At 37.4% G+C, this 22,260-nt stretch carries 17 protein-coding genes and 2 pseudogenes; 8 read left to right on the top strand and 11 right to left on the bottom strand.

Annotated features, from left to right (window positions below):
* Positions 1-99: 99 nt before the first annotated feature.
* The 3 genes from IGJ19_RS05195 to IGJ19_RS05185 all read right to left on the bottom strand — a co-directional run bounded on the left by IGJ19_RS05195 (position 100) and on the right by IGJ19_RS05185 (position 4,281).
* Positions 100-2,469, bottom strand: coding sequence for a cation-translocating P-type ATPase (locus IGJ19_RS05195; protein ID WP_185953877.1), 2,370 nt, complete (start codon positions 2,467-2,469; stop codon positions 100-102).
* 243 nt (positions 2,470-2,712) lie between these two features.
* On the bottom strand, positions 2,713-3,549 hold the full coding sequence (locus IGJ19_RS05190; protein ID WP_375148320.1) for a DUF368 domain-containing protein: 837 nt from the start codon (positions 3,547-3,549) through the stop codon (positions 2,713-2,715).
* Positions 3,550-3,651: 102 nt separating this feature from the next.
* Positions 3,652-4,281, bottom strand: coding sequence for a lysozyme family protein (locus tag IGJ19_RS05185; protein WP_115357498.1), 630 nt, complete (start codon positions 4,279-4,281; stop codon positions 3,652-3,654).
* A gap of 210 nt (positions 4,282-4,491) precedes the next feature.
* Here IGJ19_RS05185 and IGJ19_RS05180 point away from each other — a divergent pair, with 210 nt between their 5' ends.
* Complete coding sequence (locus IGJ19_RS05180; RefSeq protein WP_142433592.1) at positions 4,492-5,208, top strand: alpha/beta fold hydrolase; 717 nt, start codon at positions 4,492-4,494, stop codon at positions 5,206-5,208.
* A gap of 23 nt (positions 5,209-5,231) precedes the next feature.
* Entirely contained in the window at positions 5,232-7,817 is a 2,586-nt protein-coding gene (gene mprF, locus IGJ19_RS05175; protein WP_430604457.1) for a bifunctional lysylphosphatidylglycerol flippase/synthetase MprF, read from the top strand.
* A 74-nt stretch (positions 7,818-7,891) separates the two neighbouring features.
* Here the strand turns inward: mprF and IGJ19_RS05170 are convergent.
* A pseudogene (locus tag IGJ19_RS05170) lies at positions 7,892-8,110 on the bottom strand (protein adenylyltransferase Fic); the annotation flags it as partial.
* Positions 8,111-8,273: 163 nt separating this feature from the next.
* Between IGJ19_RS05170 and tnpA the strand changes: the two are divergent.
* Together tnpA and tnpB are read left to right on the top strand one after the other, a co-directional pair.
* Positions 8,274-8,678 carry an IS200/IS605 family transposase gene (gene tnpA, locus IGJ19_RS05165; protein WP_071866345.1) on the top strand — a complete coding sequence of 135 codons (405 nt, stop codon included), beginning with the start codon at positions 8,274-8,276 and terminating at the stop codon, positions 8,676-8,678.
* A gap of 16 nt (positions 8,679-8,694) precedes the next feature.
* A complete protein-coding gene (tnpB, locus tag IGJ19_RS05160) occupies positions 8,695-9,837 on the top strand; it encodes an IS200/IS605 family element RNA-guided endonuclease TnpB (protein WP_142433594.1) in 1,143 nt (380 codons plus the stop codon).
* Positions 9,838-9,991: 154 nt separating this feature from the next.
* Here tnpB and IGJ19_RS05155 read toward each other — a convergent pair.
* From IGJ19_RS05155 to IGJ19_RS05145, 3 genes and pseudogenes are all read right to left on the bottom strand, one after another.
* Positions 9,992-10,381 (bottom strand): annotated as a pseudogene (locus IGJ19_RS05155) (Fic/DOC family protein); the annotation flags it as partial.
* Positions 10,382-10,701: 320 nt separating this feature from the next.
* On the bottom strand, positions 10,702-11,889 hold the full coding sequence (gene tuf, locus IGJ19_RS05150) for an elongation factor Tu (protein ID WP_019723509.1): 1,188 nt from the start codon (positions 11,887-11,889) through the stop codon (positions 10,702-10,704).
* A gap of 407 nt (positions 11,890-12,296) precedes the next feature.
* The gene (locus IGJ19_RS05145) at positions 12,297-14,180 is read right to left on the bottom strand and encodes a glycosyltransferase family 2 protein (RefSeq protein WP_142433595.1); all 1,884 of its coding nucleotides are present in this window, start codon (positions 14,178-14,180) and stop codon (positions 12,297-12,299) included.
* Positions 14,181-14,421: 241 nt separating this feature from the next.
* On the opposite strand from IGJ19_RS05145, the gene IGJ19_RS05140 reads away from it, so the two are divergent.
* A complete protein-coding gene (locus IGJ19_RS05140; RefSeq protein ID WP_029594083.1) occupies positions 14,422-14,778 on the top strand; it encodes a YxeA family protein in 357 nt (118 codons plus the stop codon).
* 129 nt (positions 14,779-14,907) lie between these two features.
* On the opposite strand, the gene IGJ19_RS05135 is transcribed toward IGJ19_RS05140, so the two are convergent.
* Entirely contained in the window at positions 14,908-15,912 is a 1,005-nt protein-coding gene (locus IGJ19_RS05135; RefSeq protein ID WP_142433596.1) for a nucleoid-associated protein, read from the bottom strand.
* 159 nt (positions 15,913-16,071) lie between these two features.
* Between IGJ19_RS05135 and IGJ19_RS05130 the strand changes: the two genes are divergently transcribed.
* The 3 genes from IGJ19_RS05130 (at position 16,072) to IGJ19_RS05120 (ending at position 18,187) form a co-directional block, all read left to right on the top strand.
* Positions 16,072-16,923 carry an aldo/keto reductase gene (locus tag IGJ19_RS05130; RefSeq protein WP_010735800.1) on the top strand — a complete coding sequence of 284 codons (852 nt, stop codon included), beginning with the start codon at positions 16,072-16,074 and terminating at the stop codon, positions 16,921-16,923.
* Between the two features lie 22 nt (positions 16,924-16,945).
* Positions 16,946-17,191: a hypothetical protein gene (locus IGJ19_RS05125; RefSeq protein WP_071866339.1), complete on the top strand. Its 246-nt coding sequence runs from the start codon at positions 16,946-16,948 to the stop codon at positions 17,189-17,191.
* A 255-nt stretch (positions 17,192-17,446) separates the two neighbouring features.
* On the top strand, positions 17,447-18,187 hold the full coding sequence (locus IGJ19_RS05120) for a hypothetical protein (RefSeq protein ID WP_086334492.1): 741 nt from the start codon (positions 17,447-17,449) through the stop codon (positions 18,185-18,187).
* Between the two features lie 108 nt (positions 18,188-18,295).
* Here the strand turns inward: IGJ19_RS05120 and IGJ19_RS05115 are convergent, their stop codons facing one another.
* Genes IGJ19_RS05115 through IGJ19_RS05105 form a run of 3 tightly spaced genes read right to left on the bottom strand, consistent with a single transcriptional unit; the run spans position 18,296 to position 22,192 of the window.
* Positions 18,296-19,897 carry a phosphatase PAP2/LCP family protein gene (locus IGJ19_RS05115; protein ID WP_142433598.1) on the bottom strand — a complete coding sequence of 534 codons (1,602 nt, stop codon included), beginning with the start codon at positions 19,895-19,897 and terminating at the stop codon, positions 18,296-18,298.
* A gap of 20 nt (positions 19,898-19,917) precedes the next feature.
* Positions 19,918-21,057 (bottom strand): FtsW/RodA/SpoVE family cell cycle protein, encoded by a 1,140-nt coding sequence (locus IGJ19_RS05110; protein WP_074801205.1) that lies wholly within the window; start codon positions 21,055-21,057, stop codon positions 19,918-19,920.
* A complete protein-coding gene (locus tag IGJ19_RS05105) occupies positions 21,047-22,192 on the bottom strand; it encodes an FtsW/RodA/SpoVE family cell cycle protein (protein WP_071866336.1) in 1,146 nt (381 codons plus the stop codon). Before IGJ19_RS05105 ends, IGJ19_RS05110 begins: the two co-directional genes overlap by 11 nt.
* Positions 22,193-22,260 lie beyond the last annotated feature (68 nt).

The raw sequence follows: 22,260 nt of genomic DNA, 5'->3' as shown, positions 1-22,260 counted from the left end.
AAAATCGCACTAACGAAAATCAGTGCGATTTTAAAGGACACAATTATACATGTTTCATTGTACCATAATCCTATACTTTTTCAAGTGATAGATACTGGATTATATGACATTTTCTTCCACATGAGTATGAGGAGTTTTATTTGCATTTACTTTATCCAATAATTTGTTTTGTATGCCTAATTTCCAATAACCTAAACGTAATAGCACATTCAAAAGCATAAAGCCAACAAAGTAAGGCCAAGTATTCCCTAATCCAAGATTGACTTCTAATAAATGATGGAAAAGCATCGCAGCAACATAAATACCGACCACTGTGGTGACTGCTAAGAAAATCCGTAGTGGATTGAATGGCAAGCAGGCTTTGATCACTGCCAGACAGCTGATACCGATCAATAAATAATACATCAAGGTCGTTGTTTCACTAGCAGCCCAACCTTGACTATGACCGATCAAATAAATTGCAACGGTATTGAAAGCAACAAGTAATGCATTAGGTAACGCATTGACTAGCGCAGTTGGTAGATAGCGATAATCGACTTTTCGTTTGTCATTCTCAAATGATAAGAAGAAAGATGGATACCCTTCGATGGCAAGGTCGATCAATGTGATCTGGATCGGGATAAAAGGAAATCCAATAGCCGTCACTGCACATAGAATCGATAAAATAAATGAGTAGATCGTTTTAATAAAGAAGATGCCAGAAACTTTCGTCACGTTATTCACGACTCGGCGCCCTTCAAACAATACTTCGGGCAATGTCGTAAAATCAGAATCCAACAAGACAAGGTTAGCAATTTGTCGTGTGGCTCCGTCTCCTTCTGCCATAGCGATACTACAGTCGGCCTCACGTAAAGCCAATACATCGTTCACGCCATCCCCAGTCATAGCAACTGTTCGTCCACTTGCTTTCAGTTCATTGACTAAGAGTTTCTTTTGTTGCGGACTCACTCGCCCAAAAACTGTATATTGATGAGCAGCTTTTCTGACTTCTGCTTCTTCCGTCAAATCGGAAAGATCAACATAAGACTGATAGTTTGGCAGTCCCGCACGTCGCGCAATATTTGAGACTGTAAAAGGATTGTCTCCAGAAATCACTTTCAAGTCTACCCCTTCTTCGTGCAGATAAGCTAAGGTTTCTTGCGCGTTCTTTCGGATAGGATCATCGATCTCAAACAAAGCGATCGGTTCTACCCCTTGAGGATCACCTGAAGACAACGTTTGATTAGGAGCAAGTCCTAACATTAATACACGAAATCCGTTTGCTTGGGCTTCAACTAAACTCTCTGGCAGCCGATTTTCTGGCACTAACCGTTCAGGAGCACCAACATAGACCACACCTAGTTCAGGAAATTCCATTGCGCCCCATTTACGGTCAGATGAAAAGGCTAATTTTTCTCCGACATCATAGCGATTAGAAATCTCGAAATACTCTCTCAACGCGCGCATCGTGACATTGTTATCGCTACTTTCAGCTAAATATGTGCCCATAATGGTAGGAATCATCTTTTCGTAAGCATCATTTAAAGGTTCAACTCGTTGGATGCTCATTTTCCCTTCGGTGATCGTCCCTGTTTTATCAAGACATAATGTATCTACATGTGCCAGTGTTTCAATGGAGTACATATCTTGGACCAAGATCCGTTTTTTCGCTAGTTTCGTTACACCAGTCGTCAAAGCAATACTGATTAATAACACTAATCCTTTTGGTAACATTCCCAATAAGGCTGCCGCAGAAGCAACGACTGATAGTTGGATCGATGCATTTCGAATGAACAAAGCTTCCAAAAATAAGATGATCCCTAAAGGAATGATCACAAAACTTGTAAACTTCGATACTTTGCGGATTGATTCCACAAGTTCCGAGCGAATTTCTTTGTGTGTTTTTGCTTCGTTGGTCAAGCGGACAGCATAATTATCTGCTCCAACACGGATAACTGTAGCAAACACAGAGCCACTAGTAAGGTAACTACCTGAAAGTAATTCAGCCCCTGACTCTTTGACGATCAAATCTGATTCACCAGTCAGTAAGGCTTCATTTGCCTCTGCCCGTCCACTGATCACTTGTAAATCTGAGGGGATCTGTTCACCCGCACCGATTTTCACAAGATCGCCTAAAACTAATTCTTTCGTTGGGATCATCTGCTCTTTCCCATCACGAATGACGGTTACTTCCGCTTGTGAGACGATCGATAAACGTCGCACAAGGTTTCGCGCATGGATTTCCTGATAGATTCCCATGGTGATATTCACAAAAATGATGGCTAAGTAAGCCATGTTCGAATAAGCCCCAACTAGTAATAAACAGATTCCTATACCTAAGTTCAAAAAATTGAATAATGTTAAAATATTATCGCTGAAAATTTGTTTCGTACTTTTTGTTGCATCCTCTTGGTAATCATTCTGCTGACCAGAGGCAGATCTTTGACTCACTTCATTTTCTGTAAGTCCCTTTAATTCTTTCATTTCCATATCACGCCAACTTTCAAAAATAATCACTTCAATTAGTCTAGCTGTTTCTACGATTAAAAACAACTCGTTTTTTTTAGTTTTAAAAAAAGATAGAAAAATCAAAAAACAGCGGATCTGTTTTCTATTTTTCTATCTCATATTGTGCTTCTTTTGGAGGTGATCGAAGATAGTCTCTATCGTCATTTGTCCTTGACTTGAACAATCGACTAAAAAACATAAGTGACTTTTCTTCTTGTGACTCCCTTACTTATACTGCTCTTCTAAACGGCTCATCCACCAGCCTAGTGCAGCACCAGCAATGAATAGCACTGGGCATGCCAAAATGCCTAAAATTCCCAAACCACTATAATTTGTAGGAATGATCATGATCGTGGATGCAAAAACAATACCTAGAATAAAATGGAATAATTTGCTATAAGCTTTTGAGAAAATAAAGTCCATTACCTTTGAAAGACCTAGAACACAAACGATTCCACCGATTGCAATAGGAATGATCACTTCTAAACGCACTTCTTTAAATCCATCAGCCATCGCTTTATACAGTCCCATGTAAACTAAAAAATTCGATGGACTTAATCCAGGAACGATCATTCCGAGACCAATCAAACCGCCTGCCATCATCCAGGTATAGACATTTTGTTCTACTTGCCCATCGAATAAACGAGCACCATATAACAAGAAAAGATAACCTAAAATAAATGTCACAACCATAATAATGAGATCTGCATTGTTTCGGCCTTTTTTCCCTGACTCTTTCCATAAAGCGGGCACCGTTCCAGCAATACATCCCACAAAGAACCACAAAATCGTTGTTTCATAGGCCCCTAGTAAAAAACTGACTAAAAAAGACAGCAAGAATACGCCAGTGACACCGCCTAGGCCGACTGGTAAAAAGAATAAGACGTTTTCTTTAAAGTTTCTAGTGATATGTGCTAAGAAAGAAATCAGCCGCTCATACATTCCAAATACTGCTGCTAAAGCCCCTCCGCTCACTCCCGGCAAGATAAAGCCTGAGCCGATAAACATTCCTTTGAAAAATCTTAATCCCCAATCTTTCGTTGTATTCTCTCTTTTCTCCATTACTTTTTGATTTTCTTCCACTCGTCCAAGCACTCCTTCTTTCCATTCATTGTATTCATTATTCGTCTTGCTTTGATTTGCAGTTGGTTCGATCCAACAGGCTTAAAAAATATTTTCATACCATTCAAGAAACTGTTGGTTCATCTTCACTACATCTGCATAAAACATATTACCACCATTATGGTATAAATACCCACCATTATACAATAATGACTGGATTCGCCAATAGCGATAGGTTTTTTTGTTGTCATTGCCTAAAAGCGGACTCAACACATCCCTAGAATACTCTTCGGCTAAACGGACCGTGTTCTTCCCGCCTCTTTCGTTGACGTAAGCAATATAGTCTTTGCCAAAATTGTACGCTTGGATCGCTGTCGCCAGATCGCAACCTAATGCTTTCGCCTCAGCTATCATCTCTGAGAGGTATTTGACTCCTTGGTCAATACTTCCTTCTTGTGTCGTGATCGCCCCCATCTGTCCATAGGCACTTTCCGAACTTTGCATCAAATCGACACCATTTCCTCTTGATTCAGTAAGTATGATTGCCTTCACTAGATTCTCATGTTCTTGCATTTGATACTTTTCTAATGCTGTCGAAATCTCTGGCTGATAATTTTCGACACGCTTGATCGATTGATATGTTCTACCGAATAGAAAAAGAATCGTTGCCAGAATCGCGAAGACAAATAGACTTACGATCATACGGAAGATTGATTTTCTTTTTTTCTTCATCCAAACCCACCTAGCTATTTGACATCTTTTTTTATCTTACTATTTCTTTTCATTCTTGGCTATTTTTTCTCTGTTTTTTCTTATTTAATTTAATAAAAAATGAATGTTTCATTTTCGCTTTCACCTTACGAAAATGATCGTTCGTTTTATAGAGTTTCGATTTATAAAATAGATAAAGAGCGTTATAATTCAAAATAGTAGGTGATAAATGTGAAAAGAGAAAAGAAATTTGCAAAAATGGCAGATGGTACTGACATCTATTATGAAAAAAGTGGACATGGATTTCCCCTCTTGCTACTACATGGAAATGACGGGAGCGGTGATTTCTTTTCAGAACAAGTGCCCGTTTTAGAACAATACTTTACGATTTATCTCATCGATAGTCGTGGGCATGGACAATCGACAAATCAAGCGGGAACATTGAATTTTCGTTTGATGGCAGATGATTTATTGACAGTCATGCTGCTGGAACAAATCCCACAAGCGAATATCTTGGGATTTAGTGATGGAGCCAATCTTGCTTTAGTTTTTTCAAGCAATTATCCAGATAGGGTCAACCGCTTGATTTTAAATTCGGGTAATACACGGTTGAATGGGGTTCTTTGGTCCTCACGACTACTCAGTGCTTTTCACTATTTCTTTGTTTGGTTGCGCGCACTGTTCCAGCCAAATTTACGTCAGCATTTATTGGTCATCGATTTATTGCTTCATGACATTGGTCTCACGACAGAACATTTAGAAAAAATCAATTGTCCAACACTGATCATCGTCGGTAAAAAAGATGTCATCAAACTGAAACATTCGCTTTATTTAGCGAAAACGATCCCTAATGCTTCATTTGTTCTCGTCACAGGACAAGGACACCAATTAGCTCGCCAAAACCCAGAACGCTTCAATCAAGAAGTTTTAGACTTCTTGACAAAATAAATTTGAAAATAGTAGGTGATTTTTTGTTCAAGCCAATCATTCAGTGGTTCAAAAGCCACTTGAGACTTATCAAAACGATTTTTTTGATTTCCGTATTAGTAATTATTATTCGTGAATTGATGACAATCAGTACTTTGTTATCTGCGGACCAACTAGCTCAAACATTTTCCACGATCCCACTCTGGAAAATTGGTGTCATGTTTTTGATTGGGTTGATTTCTATTCTACCCATGATTGGATATGATTTGATTTTCAACAAGTTACTAAATCAAAAGCAAAAGCCATTATATTTATTTGAAACAAGTTGGATGATCAATACTATTAATAACATTGCTGGATTTGGTGGCTTTGTCAGTATCGGTTTACGATCCGAACTCTACGGTCAAAGAAAAGATAGCAAACAAGTCATGCAAGCTTTATCTAAAGTATTTTTATTTTTGATGGCGGGTTTATCTCTGTATAGTTTAGTCTCGTTTTTTATGGTCTTCTTTACTCCTGTCGCTCCGTTTCTTAAACAGTATTGGATTTGGTTGATTGCCGGTGGTTTGTATTTCCCCATCGTTTTTATTTTTACCACGATCAAAAAAGAAGGCTATGTTGGTGGTCTTTCAATTAAATCCCAAGGGCAATTGTTACTCGTTTCCTTATTGGAATGGACGGGTGTCTTAGGAACCTTTCTTGCAGTCGGCTATTTGATGGAGATCCCCATCGATCTATGGCAAACAATCCCTCTATTTATCGCTGCTTCAGTTATCGGGATCATCTCAATGATCCCAGGAGAAATCGGTAGTTTTGATGTGATGATGATCTTTGGTTTATCAGCTCTAGGTATCCCTAAAGAAACCGTTGTGATCTGGATCTTGCTTTATCGGATCTTCTATTACTTTATTCCATTTTTCATTGGATTAGTTTTCTTCTTTAAAAATGTCGGTGTATCGATCGACCAACGATACTCTGGTATTCCAAAGCAATTAGCGACCCAGATTGCTCGGAAGATCCTGGTGATCTTAATGTATTTTTCTGGCATCATGTTGGTTCTTTCAGCAACGATCCCGCAAGCATTTACTGAGTTTCGTTGGTTGCATCATATCAATCCTATAAAGATGCATTTTATTATGCAATTTCCAAGCATATTGTTAGGCTTCTTGTTTGTTATTATGGGACGAGGCATCGCAGCCAGAGTCAAGCGTGTCTACTGGCCAACCATTTTTTTGATCCTTGTTTCATTAATTTATGTTGGGCTGAATGATCTAAGCACTACTGGCATTATTTTCTTACTATTGCTATTAGGTATCGTGATCGCTTCACGTAATGAATTGTTCAGGGATCAATTGATCTACTCGTGGGAATGGTTGACGATCGACGGGTTGATCATAGGTGCATTGACCGTTTTATATATCGTGATCGGTGTTTATAATATGCCCACTTTCCCACATCGTAATCATCGGTTTATTTCATTTTTTCTGTTTCCATCAGAAAAAATCTGGTTGTCTGGTTTCCTGGCAATTTTAGCAGTAGCCTTTATCATGATTTTATTTGTCCACTATCTCCAAGGTAAAAAAGCACAAGTTGGACAAGAGTTAGATGAAGCGGTCGCCACTACGATTTTAGAAACTTACGGCGGTAATTCAGATAGTCAACTGATATTTTTGAAAGATAAACGGATGTTTACCTATGAAAAAGACGGGGAAGCAACCGTCTTGTTACAATTTGCTAGTTATAACAATAAATGTGTGGTGATGGGCGATCCCTCAGGCAAAAAAGAAGATTTTCCAGAAGCTATCGAAGCGTTTATCGCAGAAACAGATCGCTTATGCTACTTGCCAGTCTTTTATGAAACGAGCGAAGAACTGGTTATGATCCTTCATGAATTTGGCTATGATTTTATCAAAATGGGCGAAGAAGGCCATGTTTCGTTAGCCGACTTCACGACTTCTGGGAAAAAAATGAAAGGCACACGTGCGATACTGAATCGCATCGAACGAGAAGGATTCACGTTTGAGGTACTTCAGCCCCCATTTTCATCCCGACAAATGGCTGAGCTTAAAACCATTTCTGATCGTTGGCTAGGCAGTCGCAAAGAAAAAGGCTTCTCATTAGGTTTCTTCTCAGAAGACTATTTACAGCGAGCACCGATTGCAGTCGTCAAAAACGATCAAGGTGAGTTGGTCGCTTTCGCTTCGATCATGCCGACTTATACGAATGATAAGATCGGAACGATTGATTTGATGCGCTATGATCCAGAGACTGCCCCTTCCGGTAGCATGGACTATTTATTCATCCATCTTTTTGAATATATGAAGGAGGAAAATATCCAATGGTTCAATTTGGGTATGGCTCCTTTGTCTAATGTGGGGACCTCAAGAAAAAGTTTTATCCAAGAACGGATTGCGTACTTGGTTTATGAATTTGGGTCACATTTTTATTCATTCCAAGGGTTAAGAGAATACAAAGATAAATATGCCACCAACTGGAGATCTCGCTATACACTTTATTCAAGAGATAGTTGGATCGCTTATGTAATGATCACGTTATTGATCATTGACAATGCGCCCGTTGATCAAAAAACAAAACCTTTGAATGGCTTAAAAAAATGGTTCCGTAAATAAAAAAACGCCTGATTTTGCTGTTTTAGTCAAAATCAGGCATACTTTGTTTATTCATAAAACATTTTTTCCTTCTGTTATAGATCATCAATCGTATATTCAGAGTAACCTTCATAAAAATAACTCACATCGATTCCTTTCATATAAAGTTCACGATCGGAAATCTTATCTGTCAACGCGTTAGAAATCAAATAGCTGATTTCTAAGTCATTGATCGGACTACGTTCCATTGCAGATAAATAATCCGACTTGTCAATTAGATTCCAGTCAACCACTTTCTGTATCTCCGATTTTAACTTAATTCAGGCAGAAGTCGCCCATCCTCTATAGGTGGGTGATGAATGCCGTTCGGTATGAGGGTTACCGTTGGTAACTCGAAAACCGACATGTAATGCATATTGCCTTTTTATTTTGTACTATGTTATAATCAGTCTATATAAGAAATGAGCTGATATAACAATGGAACTAGATACTAATAATCATTCAGTGTTTCTTCTCTATTATCATCTTGTACTGGTAACTAAATACCGTAGACAAGTGATTGATGATGAAATATCTGAATTTGCTAAAATAACTTTTGTACGAATTGCAGAGTCATATCACATCACTCTCGTTGAGTGGAATCATGATAAAGATCATGTTCATATTATGTTCAAAGCACAGCCAAAAACAGAGCTGACGAAGTTCATCAACGCTTATAAAAGCGCGAGTTCACGCTTGATAAAGCGTGACTATCCTAGAGTAAAACAATATCTTTGGAAAGAAATGTTTTGGTCTAAAAGTTTCTGCCTGTTGACAACTGGTGGCGCACCAATTGATGTCATCAAAAAGTATATTCAGAATCAAGGTAATAACCACAAATAGAGAGTAGGTGAGTCTTATGGAGCGACTAAAAGCATATAAATTTAGAATCTATCCAACAGAAGAACAAGAAACCTTCTTTGCTAAGTCTTTTGGCTGTGTCCGTAAGGTCTACAATCTAATGCTTGATGACCGAATGAAAGCTTATAAAGAAACTAGGGTAAATTCCTCTAAAAAAATGAGTTTTCCAACGCCTGCAAAATATAAGCAAGAATTTCCGTTTTTGAAGGAAGTAGATAGCCTGGCTCTAGCGAATGCACAACTTAATTTAGATAAGGCATATAAGAATTTTTTTAGAGATAAATCCGTTGGGTTTCCTCGATTCAAAAGTAAGAAGAATCCTGTACAAAGCTATACTACTAACAACCAAAAAGGAACAGTAGCTTTGATTGATAATAAATTCATCAAAGTTCCTAAGTTGAAGTCTTTAGTCAAGATTAAACTCCATAGACAACCTAAAGGAATTATCAAATCTGCCACAATCTCACGTCATCCAAGTGGTAATTACCATATTTCTTTGTTGTGTAAAGAAGAAATAGTTGAACTTCCTAAAAACGATTCTTCTATTGGAATTGATCTTGGTATAACTGATTTTGCCATTCTTTCTGACGGTCAAAAGATTGATAATAATAAGTTCACGTCAAAAATGGAAAAGAAACTAAAACGTGAACAACGTAAGTTGTCAAGACGTGCATTATTAGCTAAACAAAAAGGTATCAATCTGTTTGAAGCTAGAAATTATCAAAAACAAAAACGTAAAATAGCACGACTACATGAAAAAGTAATGAATCAACGCAATGACTTTCTAAACAAGTTGAGCACAGAGATTATCAAAAATCACGATACTATCTGTATTGAAGACTTAAATGCAAAAGGTATGTTACGCAATCATAAATTAGCTAAAAGTATTTCTGATGTATCGTGGTCTAGTTTTGTAACTAAACTACAATACAAAGCTGACTGGTATGGATGTGAAATCATCAAAGTAGATAAATGGTTCCCATCTAGTCAACTCTGTTCGGATTGTGGTCATCAAGATGGCAAGAAAACGCTCGAAATACGAGAATGGACTTGTCCGGTTTGTCATGCTCATCATGACCGTGATATAAACGCAAGCATCAATATTCTGATCGAAGGTCTCCGAATAAAACAATTAGCTTAGATAAAATCAAGAACCGTAGGAACTACGGGGATAGCTTGGCAAATAAGAGACACCGCTGTTAGTAAAGAAATACACTATCAAGTATGCTCTATTCCCAAGAAGCTCCCACTTCAAGCGTTAAAAACCGGTAGGTTTAGCTAAGTGGTGAGTAGTTCACAATGAGATCTAACCAAATTCTAGTACTCCTACCGTTCCCTTCACGAAAAGGATGAGCGATGTTCATCTCTACATATTTTTTGATGATTTCTTCAAAAGTAGACTGTGGCATTTGGTCAATATGCTTTAGAGAATACTCCAAATACATGACCGGCGCAAACCGAAAATTTACCTTTGCACTATTTACTGAGCGAATTTCCCCAGCAAAACCATCGATTTCAGAAAACAAATAGTCATGGATTTCACTTAACCCTTTGAACGTTCCAATTTCTAATTCATCTATTCTTCCAGAATCATATAATTTTTTTGCTTTTTGCTTACTGATTTTTTCTTCCGCTTTTGCCAACTCGACTTGACTGGTCAATCCTAATTTATTTTCTAAAATCATTGAATCCCCCATAACTTTTTGTCATAGTTTTTTAGAAACACAGATATATTTATTATAACAAATTTATAGACATGGTAAAAACAAGAAAAATCGATGGAAACAAGCAACAAGGATACTAGTCGTATTGCACCTACTAAATTCTCATAACATGTTGTTCGAAGATTCCCCCCACAAAAAAAAGCGAGAAACCTAAAAATTCAAAGAAAATTTGGAGTTTGCTCGTTTTTTTATCGGTGATTAACACTTCTATTACAACCATTGGACAAGATATTCAAGTAAATACCTTGTCCACAGGTTTTATATTTTTTTATAAAAAATACTTACGCTTCGATTTCTGTTACCATTCCTGAACCGACAGTTCGACCACCTTCACGAATAGAGAAAGTCGTTCCTTGTTCGATTGCCACTGGATGGATCAACTCTACCTCGATGGTTACGTTGTCTCCAGGCATGACCATTTCTGTTCCTTCTGGCAACACGATCGTACCTGTTACATCTGTTGTGCGGAAATAAAATTGTGGGCGGTAGTTATTGAAGAATGGTGTATGACGTCCGCCTTCTTCTTTCGTCAATACATAAACTTCCGCTTTGAATTTTGTATGTGGTGTGATTGAACCAGGTTTCGCAATTACTTGTCCACGTTCAATATCTTCTCTTTGGATACCACGTAACAAGATTCCTACGTTATCTCCAGCTTCGCCATAATCTAACGTTTTACGGAACATCTCTACCCCTGTCACAACCGCTTTTTTCGTTTCAGGTTTGATTCCGATGATCTCGATTTCATCACCGACACGAACAGCTCCACGGTCGATACGACCAGATGCTACCGTTCCGCGACCAGTGATTGAGAAAACATCTTCAACTGGTAAAAGCAATGGTTTGTCGGTATCACGTTCTGGTGTTGGGATATAGTCATCCACTGTTTCCATCAATTCATTGATCGCAGCTTCTGCTTCTGGGTCACCTTGCAATGCTTTCAATGCAGAGCCTTTGATGACAGGTGTGTCATCACCTGGGAAACCATATTCATTCAGTAATTCACGAACTTCCATTTCTACAAGATCGATCAATTCTTCATCATCGACCAAATCAACTTTATTCAAAAATACAATCAAATATTTTACACCAACTTGACGTGATAAAAGGATATGCTCGCGAGTTTGAGGCATTGGTCCATCTGTCGCAGAAACAACTAAGATCGCACCATCCATTTGAGCGGCACCTGTGATCATGTTCTTCACATAATCCGCATGTCCTGGTGCATCAATATGTGCATAGTGACGTTTATCTGTTTCATATTCTACGTGTGCTGTGTTGATGGTGATCCCACGTTCACGTTCTTCAGGAGCTGCATCAATGCTTGCATAATCTTGAGGATTTGCTAAGCCTTTTTTCCCTAATACTGTCGTGATTGCAGCAGTCAATGTGGTCTTCCCATGGTCAACGTGCCCAATGGTACCGATGTTTACGTGTGGTTTACTTCTATCAAAATGTTCTTTTGCCATAATTAACAAACCTCCTAAATAGTCTTATGCACTGAATGATTTCAGCTCATCGTCCATAACAGTTTTTTCAGTATAAACTCAAAAAAATCATCTACACTTACTTTTTGTAAGTTATGAACAAACCCTATTATACGTCAAAATTGGTCAAAGTCAATTAAAGTGTTTCGATACACTATTTCAATAAAAAGTGAGTAGGACATTAGTCTTCACGCATATTCTAAAAGGGAATATACAGCGGGGACAGAAGTAAACTCTTCGGAAATAAGACGGCAGCCACAAAAATTTGAAGAACAATTTACGTAGCTGCCGTCTTATTTCTCGAGGCTAATTACTTCTGTGCCGACCTCTGTCATAACGCTATTGTTATTATTGACAGCGTTCGTTTACTATTAGTAATGGTCATACTCTCAACTTTGTAAAGTATCGGTTTCCATATCGAATTCTAATTGTTTTGCTGCATTCAACTGATCACTGTAGTAACTTGCAAGTTCTTCTGCAGAAGCTTGTGTCAAATTGTTAAATGAGAAAGTCGCATATCTCCCATGATTTTCTTTACATATCGAATTGATTCTAAGTCCAGTTTTCTCATCCATAAATAAATAAGCTTTCCCAGGTGTAAAAGTAGGAGTAACTAATTTTTTGGAACGAAGTCTAAATCCGTTATAACTCATTTGATACATCTCAAATGATTGGGATAGATAACTTAGTTGTTTCTTTGTTACAATGCTCAATGCTTCACTGTCGCTTTCAATTGTTCGATTTTTACCAATCAAAATCGCATAGAATAATCCATAGAGGTTATACACTGACCATAGAAGTGTCACAATATAGCCTGTTTCATATCCTTCTCCTCGATAAAGTCTGTACAATGCAACGATAGAGGCGAAAGCGATCCAACCAAATAGTAACATGTGAGGAAAAACTGTTCGCCAATCAAATGATTGACTGTCAACAAGTTCCTTTTTTGTCACTTTGAATTTTTTTTCCGAATGAAAGAACTCTTTGATCAATGCTCTAGTATGGATCGGCGCGACAAAACAATCATAGATATGCGAAGTAGTAAGATTCCTGATTTTAGGAACATACAACCGAAACGAAAGAGAAATCATGACAAACGGTGGTAAAAAGAACAATAATAACTGATTGTTGTTACTTCGAACAATAAATATATCAAAGACCATAAAAAGAGTTGGTGCTAATAAAAAAATGATTTTTTGAAATGAAGTAAACCAGTACAAATAAGAATTATAGTAACACAATTTTTGCATACGAGATAACCCTTTAAATTTACGTGGTTTAAAATGGTCAAATATTTGCTTTGTACCTTGGGCCCAACGTGTCCGTTGAGAGGACAGCTCTCGAGCTGTATAAGGCGTGATTCCCAAAGCATAAGCTTTATTTATGAAAATCGTTTCATAACCAGCATTTTGCAATAACATCCCTGTTGCCATATCTTCAGTAATGCTTTTTGTTGGAACGCCACCTATCTCCTCTAAAGCACTGCGTCGAATGATAGCGTTGGTCCCGATATGGATCAACGCATTTTCACGTGAAAGAGCTGGTTCTAAAAAACGCATAAATAATTCCTGTTCATTGTAAAATGATTTTCTCAATAATTGAAAGGGATCTTTATTATAAAAAGTTTGAGGATATTGAATTAACGCAACCTTTGGATTTCTAAAATAATCGATAGCCTCGTAAATAATATTTTTCTTAACGATGAAATCAGCATCTAAAAGCAAAATCAAGTCGCTACTTGTTTGTGAAAGTGCATAGTTGATATTTCCTGCCTTTGCGTTCTCGTTACCTTCTCTTGTCAGATAACCAATATGGTATTTTTCTGCAAGTTCTTTCAATTCCTCACGATGACCATCATCACAAATATATATTTTCTTATTTGGATAACGTAACGCTTTGACAGCCAAAGCAGTCGCAATCACTAATTTATTATCCTCATTATACGTACATATAAACGCTGCTACACTTGGTTGAAATGGCTCCACATCGTAATGAACTCTCATGGACTCTTTCGACAACTTATTAGAAAACAAGTAAATAAAAAAACCATACACAAATAAACCAATAAATTCTGCCACATATAAAATAAGACCGAAAGTTAATGATATCACGCCATCATTTGGGATCGTGTAGAAAAGACGCCAGATCAAGTATACAACCAAAAATGCTAAAGTTAATTTGGAAAAGAATGGTTTTATCTTATTGTTTCTTTTTGCTAACACATAAAGTCCAAAAATTATACCAAACAAACCAACTAAATAATACAGTTCCATTTTAATACCACCTTTCATAACATTATTATATAATTTGTGTTTTTTTAAGCAAAGCAACTAGCTCTCCTAAAATTCGATTATCGTAACCTCAACTTTGAAAAATGTTCTCACAGAAAACTTAAGTATTTTATACATAAAACGGCGAATATGCCATTATTATATATAAATACGATAAATTTTGGACTTTCGATAGACGAATAATAGATTTTGTTGAATAATAGTATCCGAGGTGAAAAAAATGATAAAAAAATTGATAGCATTATTGATTGTATTGGGAATTTTTCTAGGAGGAAGCTTTATCGCTTATGATTATTTCTATGGCGGTGAAACTTATTATACAAAAATCACCACTAACGGAGAAAAAGAAGTTGACTCAGCAGACAATGACATGGACGTTTCTATTTATGTATACGACCAAAATGCTTACAACGCACAAGGAGAAGAAAAAGCAGTCACTTTACGTGAAGCGAGAGAACGTCCTTTAAAAATGGATGCTTATTTAAAACTAAAAGTCAATTCACGTAAAGGCGTCATCAGTTGGGAAGAAGTAACAGCTTCTCAAGTGCCGGACAAAGCGTTAGATCAATTAGATCAATGAACCAGTTTACAATAAACAACACAAAAAAGGCAGTCAACACCCACAAGACTTGAAAAACGATCTTCGTGGATATTGACTGCTTTTTTACTATTCACTTTTATTTGGTTTCTTTGATTCATCTAAAAGAAACTATAGACGATTCAATACTTCGTCCACATTTTTAATCATGACAGAGATCGTACCATCAGGATTATTGACAAATTCAATCAGATCCGGGTTACGATAAACGTCTACTGGTACAATCAATTCAATGCCATTTGATAAACGGAATTTTTGCTTTCCGAATTTTTTCTCTGAGATTTCTTGTACTTCTTTCACTGGTGGTGCTTCTGGAATAAAGCCTTGTTCTTTGACTTCTTCTTGGAATGCTAACTTGGCAGTGATATTTTCTTTGAATACTTTCTCCGCGATCATTTCATGATCCAATCTACCTTTTTCTTCGATCGTATCATACACAGCTTCTTTTAAGTCCGCCATGATATCGAACTCTTCTGCTTCAAACTTCTTGCCTAGCTGCTTCGCCACTTTTTTTATCACTTTGACGTTGTCTTCCAAAGAAGGTGCCGGGACGCTCTCAATCACTTTTCCCGAAAAGTACCATTCTTTTTTACCAGAGAACTCATAGCGTTTTTCAATCAACTCATACGTCAGATCTGTCAGATTGACTGCTAAGGCTTCATCTGCTTTTTGAGATTTTGAGCCAAGGATCGCTCGGTTCAAAATCAAACGGTTGTCAATACCGGCTTCATCTGCTTCCACATAGTGAGTATAAGCATCACGATAATTCACTTTCAATAAAGCTAAATACATCACAGTGTCTACTTCATACAAGACAACGAAGACATCTGCACTAGGTGCTTCCTCACTTTCTGCATAGATGTCAAACCACCGTTGGACTAAACGCTCACTTTCTTCGACAAAATTTTCTTGACACTGTTTCAAGTTTTGAGAAAATAGGCTTTCTTCAGTGAGTTGCCCTGTTTTAGTTTGTGCAGAAGAGATTTTTTGGATCTTCTTTTGTAGAAAGTCCCTGACGAAATCTTTCGTAAGATCCAGTTCTTGTTGTGAAAATACAGGAGATCCTGTTTCTCGATCAATAATATGCAAGATTGCTTGTTTTAAATAGATATCCATCGTTTCATTCCTTTCTGCTCTAGTTTACGGAAAATCAAACAAAAATACCAGAGACAAAATGGAACGAACAAAAAAATATTTTATAACAAACAAAATACATTTCTTTTTTTAGAAAATAAGCTACACTTAAAGTGTACTAAAATCAAAGGAGCTGAAAGTATGAATTCACTAACATCTACTTACCGTTTATCAAATGGCTATGAAATCCCTGTTGTCGGTTTCGGTACTTGGCAAACCCCTGACGGAGACGTTGCTGTTTCCTCAGTTAAAGAAGCATTAGCTGCCGGTTATCGTCATATTGATACCGCTCAAGGGTACAAAAACGAAGAAAGTGTCGGACAAGCAATCAAAGAAAGTGGTGTTCCAAGAGAAGAGATTTTCTTAACGACTAAACTTTGGAACGAAAACCATAGCTACGATCTAGCAATGTCCTCTTTCGAAGAGTCCTTAAAAAAATTACAAACAGACTATGTGGATCTTTTCTTGATCCATTGGCCTAATCCAGTTTCTTTCCGCGAAAATTGGCAAGAAGCGAATGCCGAAACATGGCGTGCTTTTGAAGAATTATACGAAGCGGGCAAAATCAAAGCAATCGGTGTCAGCAACTTCTTACCGCATCACTTAGATGAACTTGCAAAAACAGCAAAAATCATGCCAATGGTCAATCAAGTATTTCTTGCTCCTGGCGAATTGCAACCACCTGTTGTTGAGTACGCGAAAAAACATGATATGGTCCTTGAAGCATATAGCCCTCTTGGCACTGGTAAAATCTTCGACGTCACAGAAATGCAAGAGATTGCCAACACACACAATAAGAGCGTTGCCCAAGTAGCGCTACGTTGGTCATTACAACATGGTTTCTTACCATTACCAAAATCTGTCACACCAAGCAGAATCAAGGAGAACACTGAATTATTTGATTTTGAGCTATCAGAAGAAGAAATGAAGACGATCGACCAATTAGATGGTGTCGTTGGCAAAGCAAAAGATCCAGATACTACACAATTTTAAAGGTAAAGGATAGTGATATTCTATGAACCCCGTGGACCGCTTAAATCGTTTATCTGAAAAAGTGACACAGACATTTGATCCAGATTTCATCTTTTTGATCCGCCCAGAAAAAATCCAGCATTTTCCTGCTCGAAATTGGTCAAGAGATGAAAAAATTGCGGAAATAAAAAAACGCTTGGATCATTCATTGATGACGATGCAATGGCAAGGACATGAGGTCATCTATTCACCTGAACTAGTCACCTTTGCCTTATTGCCAAAAAAATAACTAGATTAGGGGAGCATTAGTCAATGGACTTTTGCTCCCCTTTTTGAGAGGTCGGGACAGAAGTATCTAGCCTTATTTCCGAGAAGGTGACTTCTATTCCCACCGTTTATTAGGTTTTAGAATATGTAAAAAGTCGAATATCCCACTTAATTTTTTGTTTTTCCATCGAAGTAATAAAAGTTTTTTCTTGATAAACCTTTTCATTTGCTCGTTTTTTTCTTATAATCGAAAGGGTATGAATGAAGGAGAGTATTTATGAAGAAAAAACAAAAACAAAAATTATTAAAACAATTCCGTCCTTCTTTAGATGGAATTCGCACGCAATTATTCCGTTCATTGGAAGAAGAAAGTTTACGCCGTTATGGTCTACCATTGCAAGTCATGCTTGATCCTAAAAACCGTCAAGTCTTAATCATTGGCTTAGCAGGACAAGCAAATGAAGATACACGCATCAATGTACCAATCGACGATAACTTTACTGCTGTCTTGAAACGTATTCGTTCTGGTGAAGCAACGATTTTTGAACGTTTCCGTGACAACCTATTGATTGAGATCGTTTCTTACTGGAATGATCAACGCATGAAAAAAGATCAACCAACGGCTCAACCTGTGGCGACACCAGTCACTAATGACGTTTCTGTAAAAGAAACACCAACAAAAGAAGTTGAAAAAGTTGAGACAACTTCTCAATCAGTCAGTGAAGAAGCAACAACTGACAAGAAAACAATTGATGAAAAAGCAGCGACAGATTCTTTGAGTTTCGATGATTTTGCAAAACAAGTAGCAGAATATCCGAAGTTCACTGCTGAAAAAACAGCAGATGCTGTAGTGATCAATGAAACAGTCAAAGACGACACACGAAAATTAGCAGAGATCTCTATGTCTGCTGTCAATGAATTTACAATTGAAAAAGCTTTAGAACGTAAATACAAAGTGAAATTGACATTAGTGCCATTGATCGAACAATTTGCCGCTACACCGATTAACGAAAGATAAACGCAAGCAAATAGACTGCGTGATGATTTTTACCTAAAAAAGCAGCTGAAATGACGATCATCGTTCATTTCAACTGCTTTTTTTATCATTTATAAATGTAAATTGTTCCTATTGTTGCGCTGCATTCTTCCCTGTTGTTTCTAATTGCTCTTGCACCAACTGCATCACTCTCATCCGTTCCTCATCAGGTATCTTCTCATAGTAGATCCCTGCTTCTCCCAAGATGCCATCACCAATATATTGTTCACCTTTCAACTGATGGTTCGTGATATTGGATAATGCCGAATGGTATTCATTCATCATTCCGAGCATTTCATCTAAGGACATATCCGTTGTCCCGTTTTCACCGACTACCTCTAAAAGCTGGCGATAATTGAATAAACTTTTCACAGATAAGAACTCATTGACTAAAATATTGACGACTTCCCTTTGCCTTTTCTGTCGCCCATAGTCATCCTCAGGATCTTCTGCTCGCATGCGCGCATACTGTAATCCTTCCCAACCATTTAATTCTAGCGTTCCTTCTGGATAATGGATATCTTCTGCTGTAAATTCAAACGCATTGTTTACAGTGATTCCTCCCACAGCATCGATCAACGCTTCTAATCCATCCATATTCAACGATACATAGTGATGAATCGGTATATCAAGATATTGTTCAACCGTATCCACCATCATGTCGATACCACCGTAAGAATGGGCATGGTTGATTTTATCGACCAATCCATCCATATTGGCAATTTCTACGAAAGAATCTCGAGGAATACTCGTGATCGTCGTTGTTTTCTTTTGATTATTCAATGTAACCAACATGATTGTATTTGCACGATAGTCCGTTTTTCTAATTGAATTATTGGCGATACCTAAAACTAAAATGCTGACTGGCGTATCTTTTTCCCGCTGAACGGTTTCTCTTTGTAGCGGTTGTTGCATCGAAGTCACTGTCTGTCTTGCATCGTAGTAAAAGCGAACACCATATGCAACTGCAGAACCTACTAATAAGAAAAGAAATGCCATAATAGACAATAAAACCTTTTGTTTTCTAGTGAATAATCGTTTTTGTTGGTGCTTTTTTCTTACTGTTTTTTCAGTGATAAAAGAGAAAAATAGACTATAGCATAAGAAAACAACTGAAAAACTCAGCAAAAAACCTGCTAAGATATCGCTAGGATAATGTACTCTCAAATAAATTCTAGAACTAGCAATCAATAAGGGATAAAGAGCCCCCACCCATACTAGTTTATTTACCCTTTTCTCACGATAGATAATGTACATGGTGATCAAAAATACTAAGAATAGCGTCATAGACAAAATCGAATGACCACTTGGAAAAGAGTAAGAAGATCTAGGAATCAATTGCTCCACATCAGGTCGTGTCCGCTGGATAGCTTGTTTCATCACGTAACCAATCAAACTAACTGTCAAAACCATTAAGACTTGCCAAAAGGCTAATTTATGGTACTGTTTCCGCCAACTAAAAATTGCAAGCAATCCTGTGAAAAATAAAGTAGGAATAATCGTTGCTAGTTTTGCAAAATAACTGAAAAATGTTGTTAATACTGGGAGTGCGATCAATCGCTCCTGTCGATAAATGGCTAAATCGAGTTGGTTGAATAAGGTGTTTTCTGTCATAACTAGTGTGGTTAAAGTCGTCAATAAGACGAATGATACGAGTGCTACCACCAATGTTCCTTTTGGTATCTGTTTCATAATAACTTCCCTTCTACTTCTCATTCATACTTTTTAAATCCTAAAATAATGCCTAAACCACAGCCAATAACCAAGAGAGAGGTTCCTCCTTGACTTAAAAATGGTAAAGGAATCCCTGTTAATGGGAGTAGACCGATCGTAGCTCCAATATTTTCAAACACTTGAAATAACAAACCAAATACGAAGACAATCGCAAAATATACATTCCCTTTATTATTTGTTTCGATTGCACTATAAATGATTTGGTAAAAAAGATAAAAATATAGAAAGAGCACAGAAACACTTCCTAAAAAGCCAAATGTTTCAGCAATCACCGTAAATACCATATCCGATTCGCGAACAGGAACGTAAATTGGATTGATTGCTTCAGACCTTCCACTAAACCCACCTGCCCCGATGGAAAGCAAACTTTGTGATTGTTGATACCCAATCGATTGGCTATAAGCAAATGGATCAACCCATGCGCGTACTCGATCTAACTGATAAGTCTTAAAATTCAGACGATATAAAATCTGGTGTCCGTATTCAGTAAAAACTAAAGCAATCAAAATGGCCCCGAGAATAACTAGAATCGCAGTCATTGTCGTCATGATCTTCCAATGGACCCCAGCGATCATGAATAATGCCCCCAAGCATATGACAAAAACCAAACTTGTTCCAAAATCTTTTTGCATGTACATCAATAAAAAGGTCGGCACGCTAACGAGTAGAATCTTACCCACATAAAGTAAATCCGATTTGACAGTCCGTTGCTTTACATTTTGTTCATAGATCAATGTCAGATAAACGATGACTAAAATAAAGGTCAATTTTACTAGTTCAGATGGTTGGAAAGAAAAACCACCGATCCTAAGCCAACGTTTTGTTCCTGTGATTTGAAACATCGCAGGATCATAAAAACGATGTAGTAATGCCATCACTACTAGAGAAAACCCATAAAAATAAGGGGAGTATTTCAAAAAAACAACTGTTTTCACACGTTGGGTGACTAACAACAGCCCTAAGGACATCAGACAAAAGACGATTTGTTTGAAAACGACACCTCTGACTGGGATTTGGTCATATACCGCTGCCCCATATTGCACAGCGACACTTAATAGATAAAATAGAAAAATCGGTAAAAATAATGCGTAGTTGAATTCGTTAAATTTAAATTTCATTTTGCTTACCTCGTGAGGACAGTTTCAGGCAAACGCCCAAAAGCATGGATAAAATCAAATAGCTTGATCCTCCATAACTAATAAAAGGAAGCGGAATACCTGTCATTGGGATCATGCCACTGATACTTGCAATATTGATGCTTGTCTGTAGCAATAACAGCATCCCTGTTCCCAAATAAATCAACCCGATTTGTTGGTTTGGCTCATTCGCACTCAAGACAAATAAGCGCAAAATAATCGAAAACAACATTGCTAGAATCAGCAATCCTACGATCAGCCCTAACTCTTCTAAAATAATCGAAAAAATAAAATCAGTCTCAGCTACTGGTAAATAGCCCTTTTTGGTAATACTATTTCCCAGACCTAATCCAAAAAGCCCACCGTTGTACATGGCATAATAAGATTGGCTCATCTGAAATCCTTTTCCATAAGGATCTAAAAAAGGATTAAAGGCAATACTCAAGCGATCATAAGTATGGGCAAAAATACTTGGTAATAGATCATTTTGCCCTAGTAAATAAATGATGCCTCCAAGGAGCAAAAGGAGACTGAACAGTCCTGCAAAAAACAATAAAATATAGCGAACTGGTAATTGAACAGTCGTGATCATGATTGCAGCTAAGATGATCAACAAGATCGCACCAGCTACTTTTGGTTGGAATAAAATCAGCAGAGAACATAAAGCGATGATAAAAAAGGGCTTTTTTAATTCATTCAATGATTGCTTGGGTTTTCTAAAATAATAAGCTAAATAAAAAATCATCCCGACATTGACAATTTCAGCAGGTTGAAATTGAAAACCTGCAATGGAGATCCATCGTTGCGCGCCACTGATATTGACACCAATCCCAGGTACCTTAGTCAAGATCAGCCCCACAATACCGATCCCCATCATTATTTTTACGATTCGATGGTTGAGTATGAATGCAGGTTTCACTCGGTAAATGAAAAAAATCATTGCCCAACTAAGCACTACAAATACCATTTGTCGAACTAAAAGTTGATTCGTACTTTGATCGAATGACATCAAACGAAACGTACTCGCACTATAGATCATCAATAATCCTATTACACTGATCAACAGATATGGTACGAGCAAATACAAATCTATTTTTCTTATGTCTTTTACACCCATCCTATATTTCTCCTTTGTGTTACAGCGGAGATACGTCACTTACCCATCTTGAATAAAAAAAGCCAAAC

Origin of the sequence: Enterococcus sp. DIV1368b (genome assembly GCF_050529595.1) — a bacterium.
Lineage (GTDB): Bacteria > Bacillota > Bacilli > Lactobacillales > Enterococcaceae > Enterococcus_B > Enterococcus_B mundtii.
Note: the sequence above shows the minus strand (reverse complement) of the source record. Positions and strands in the feature narration are given on the sequence as shown.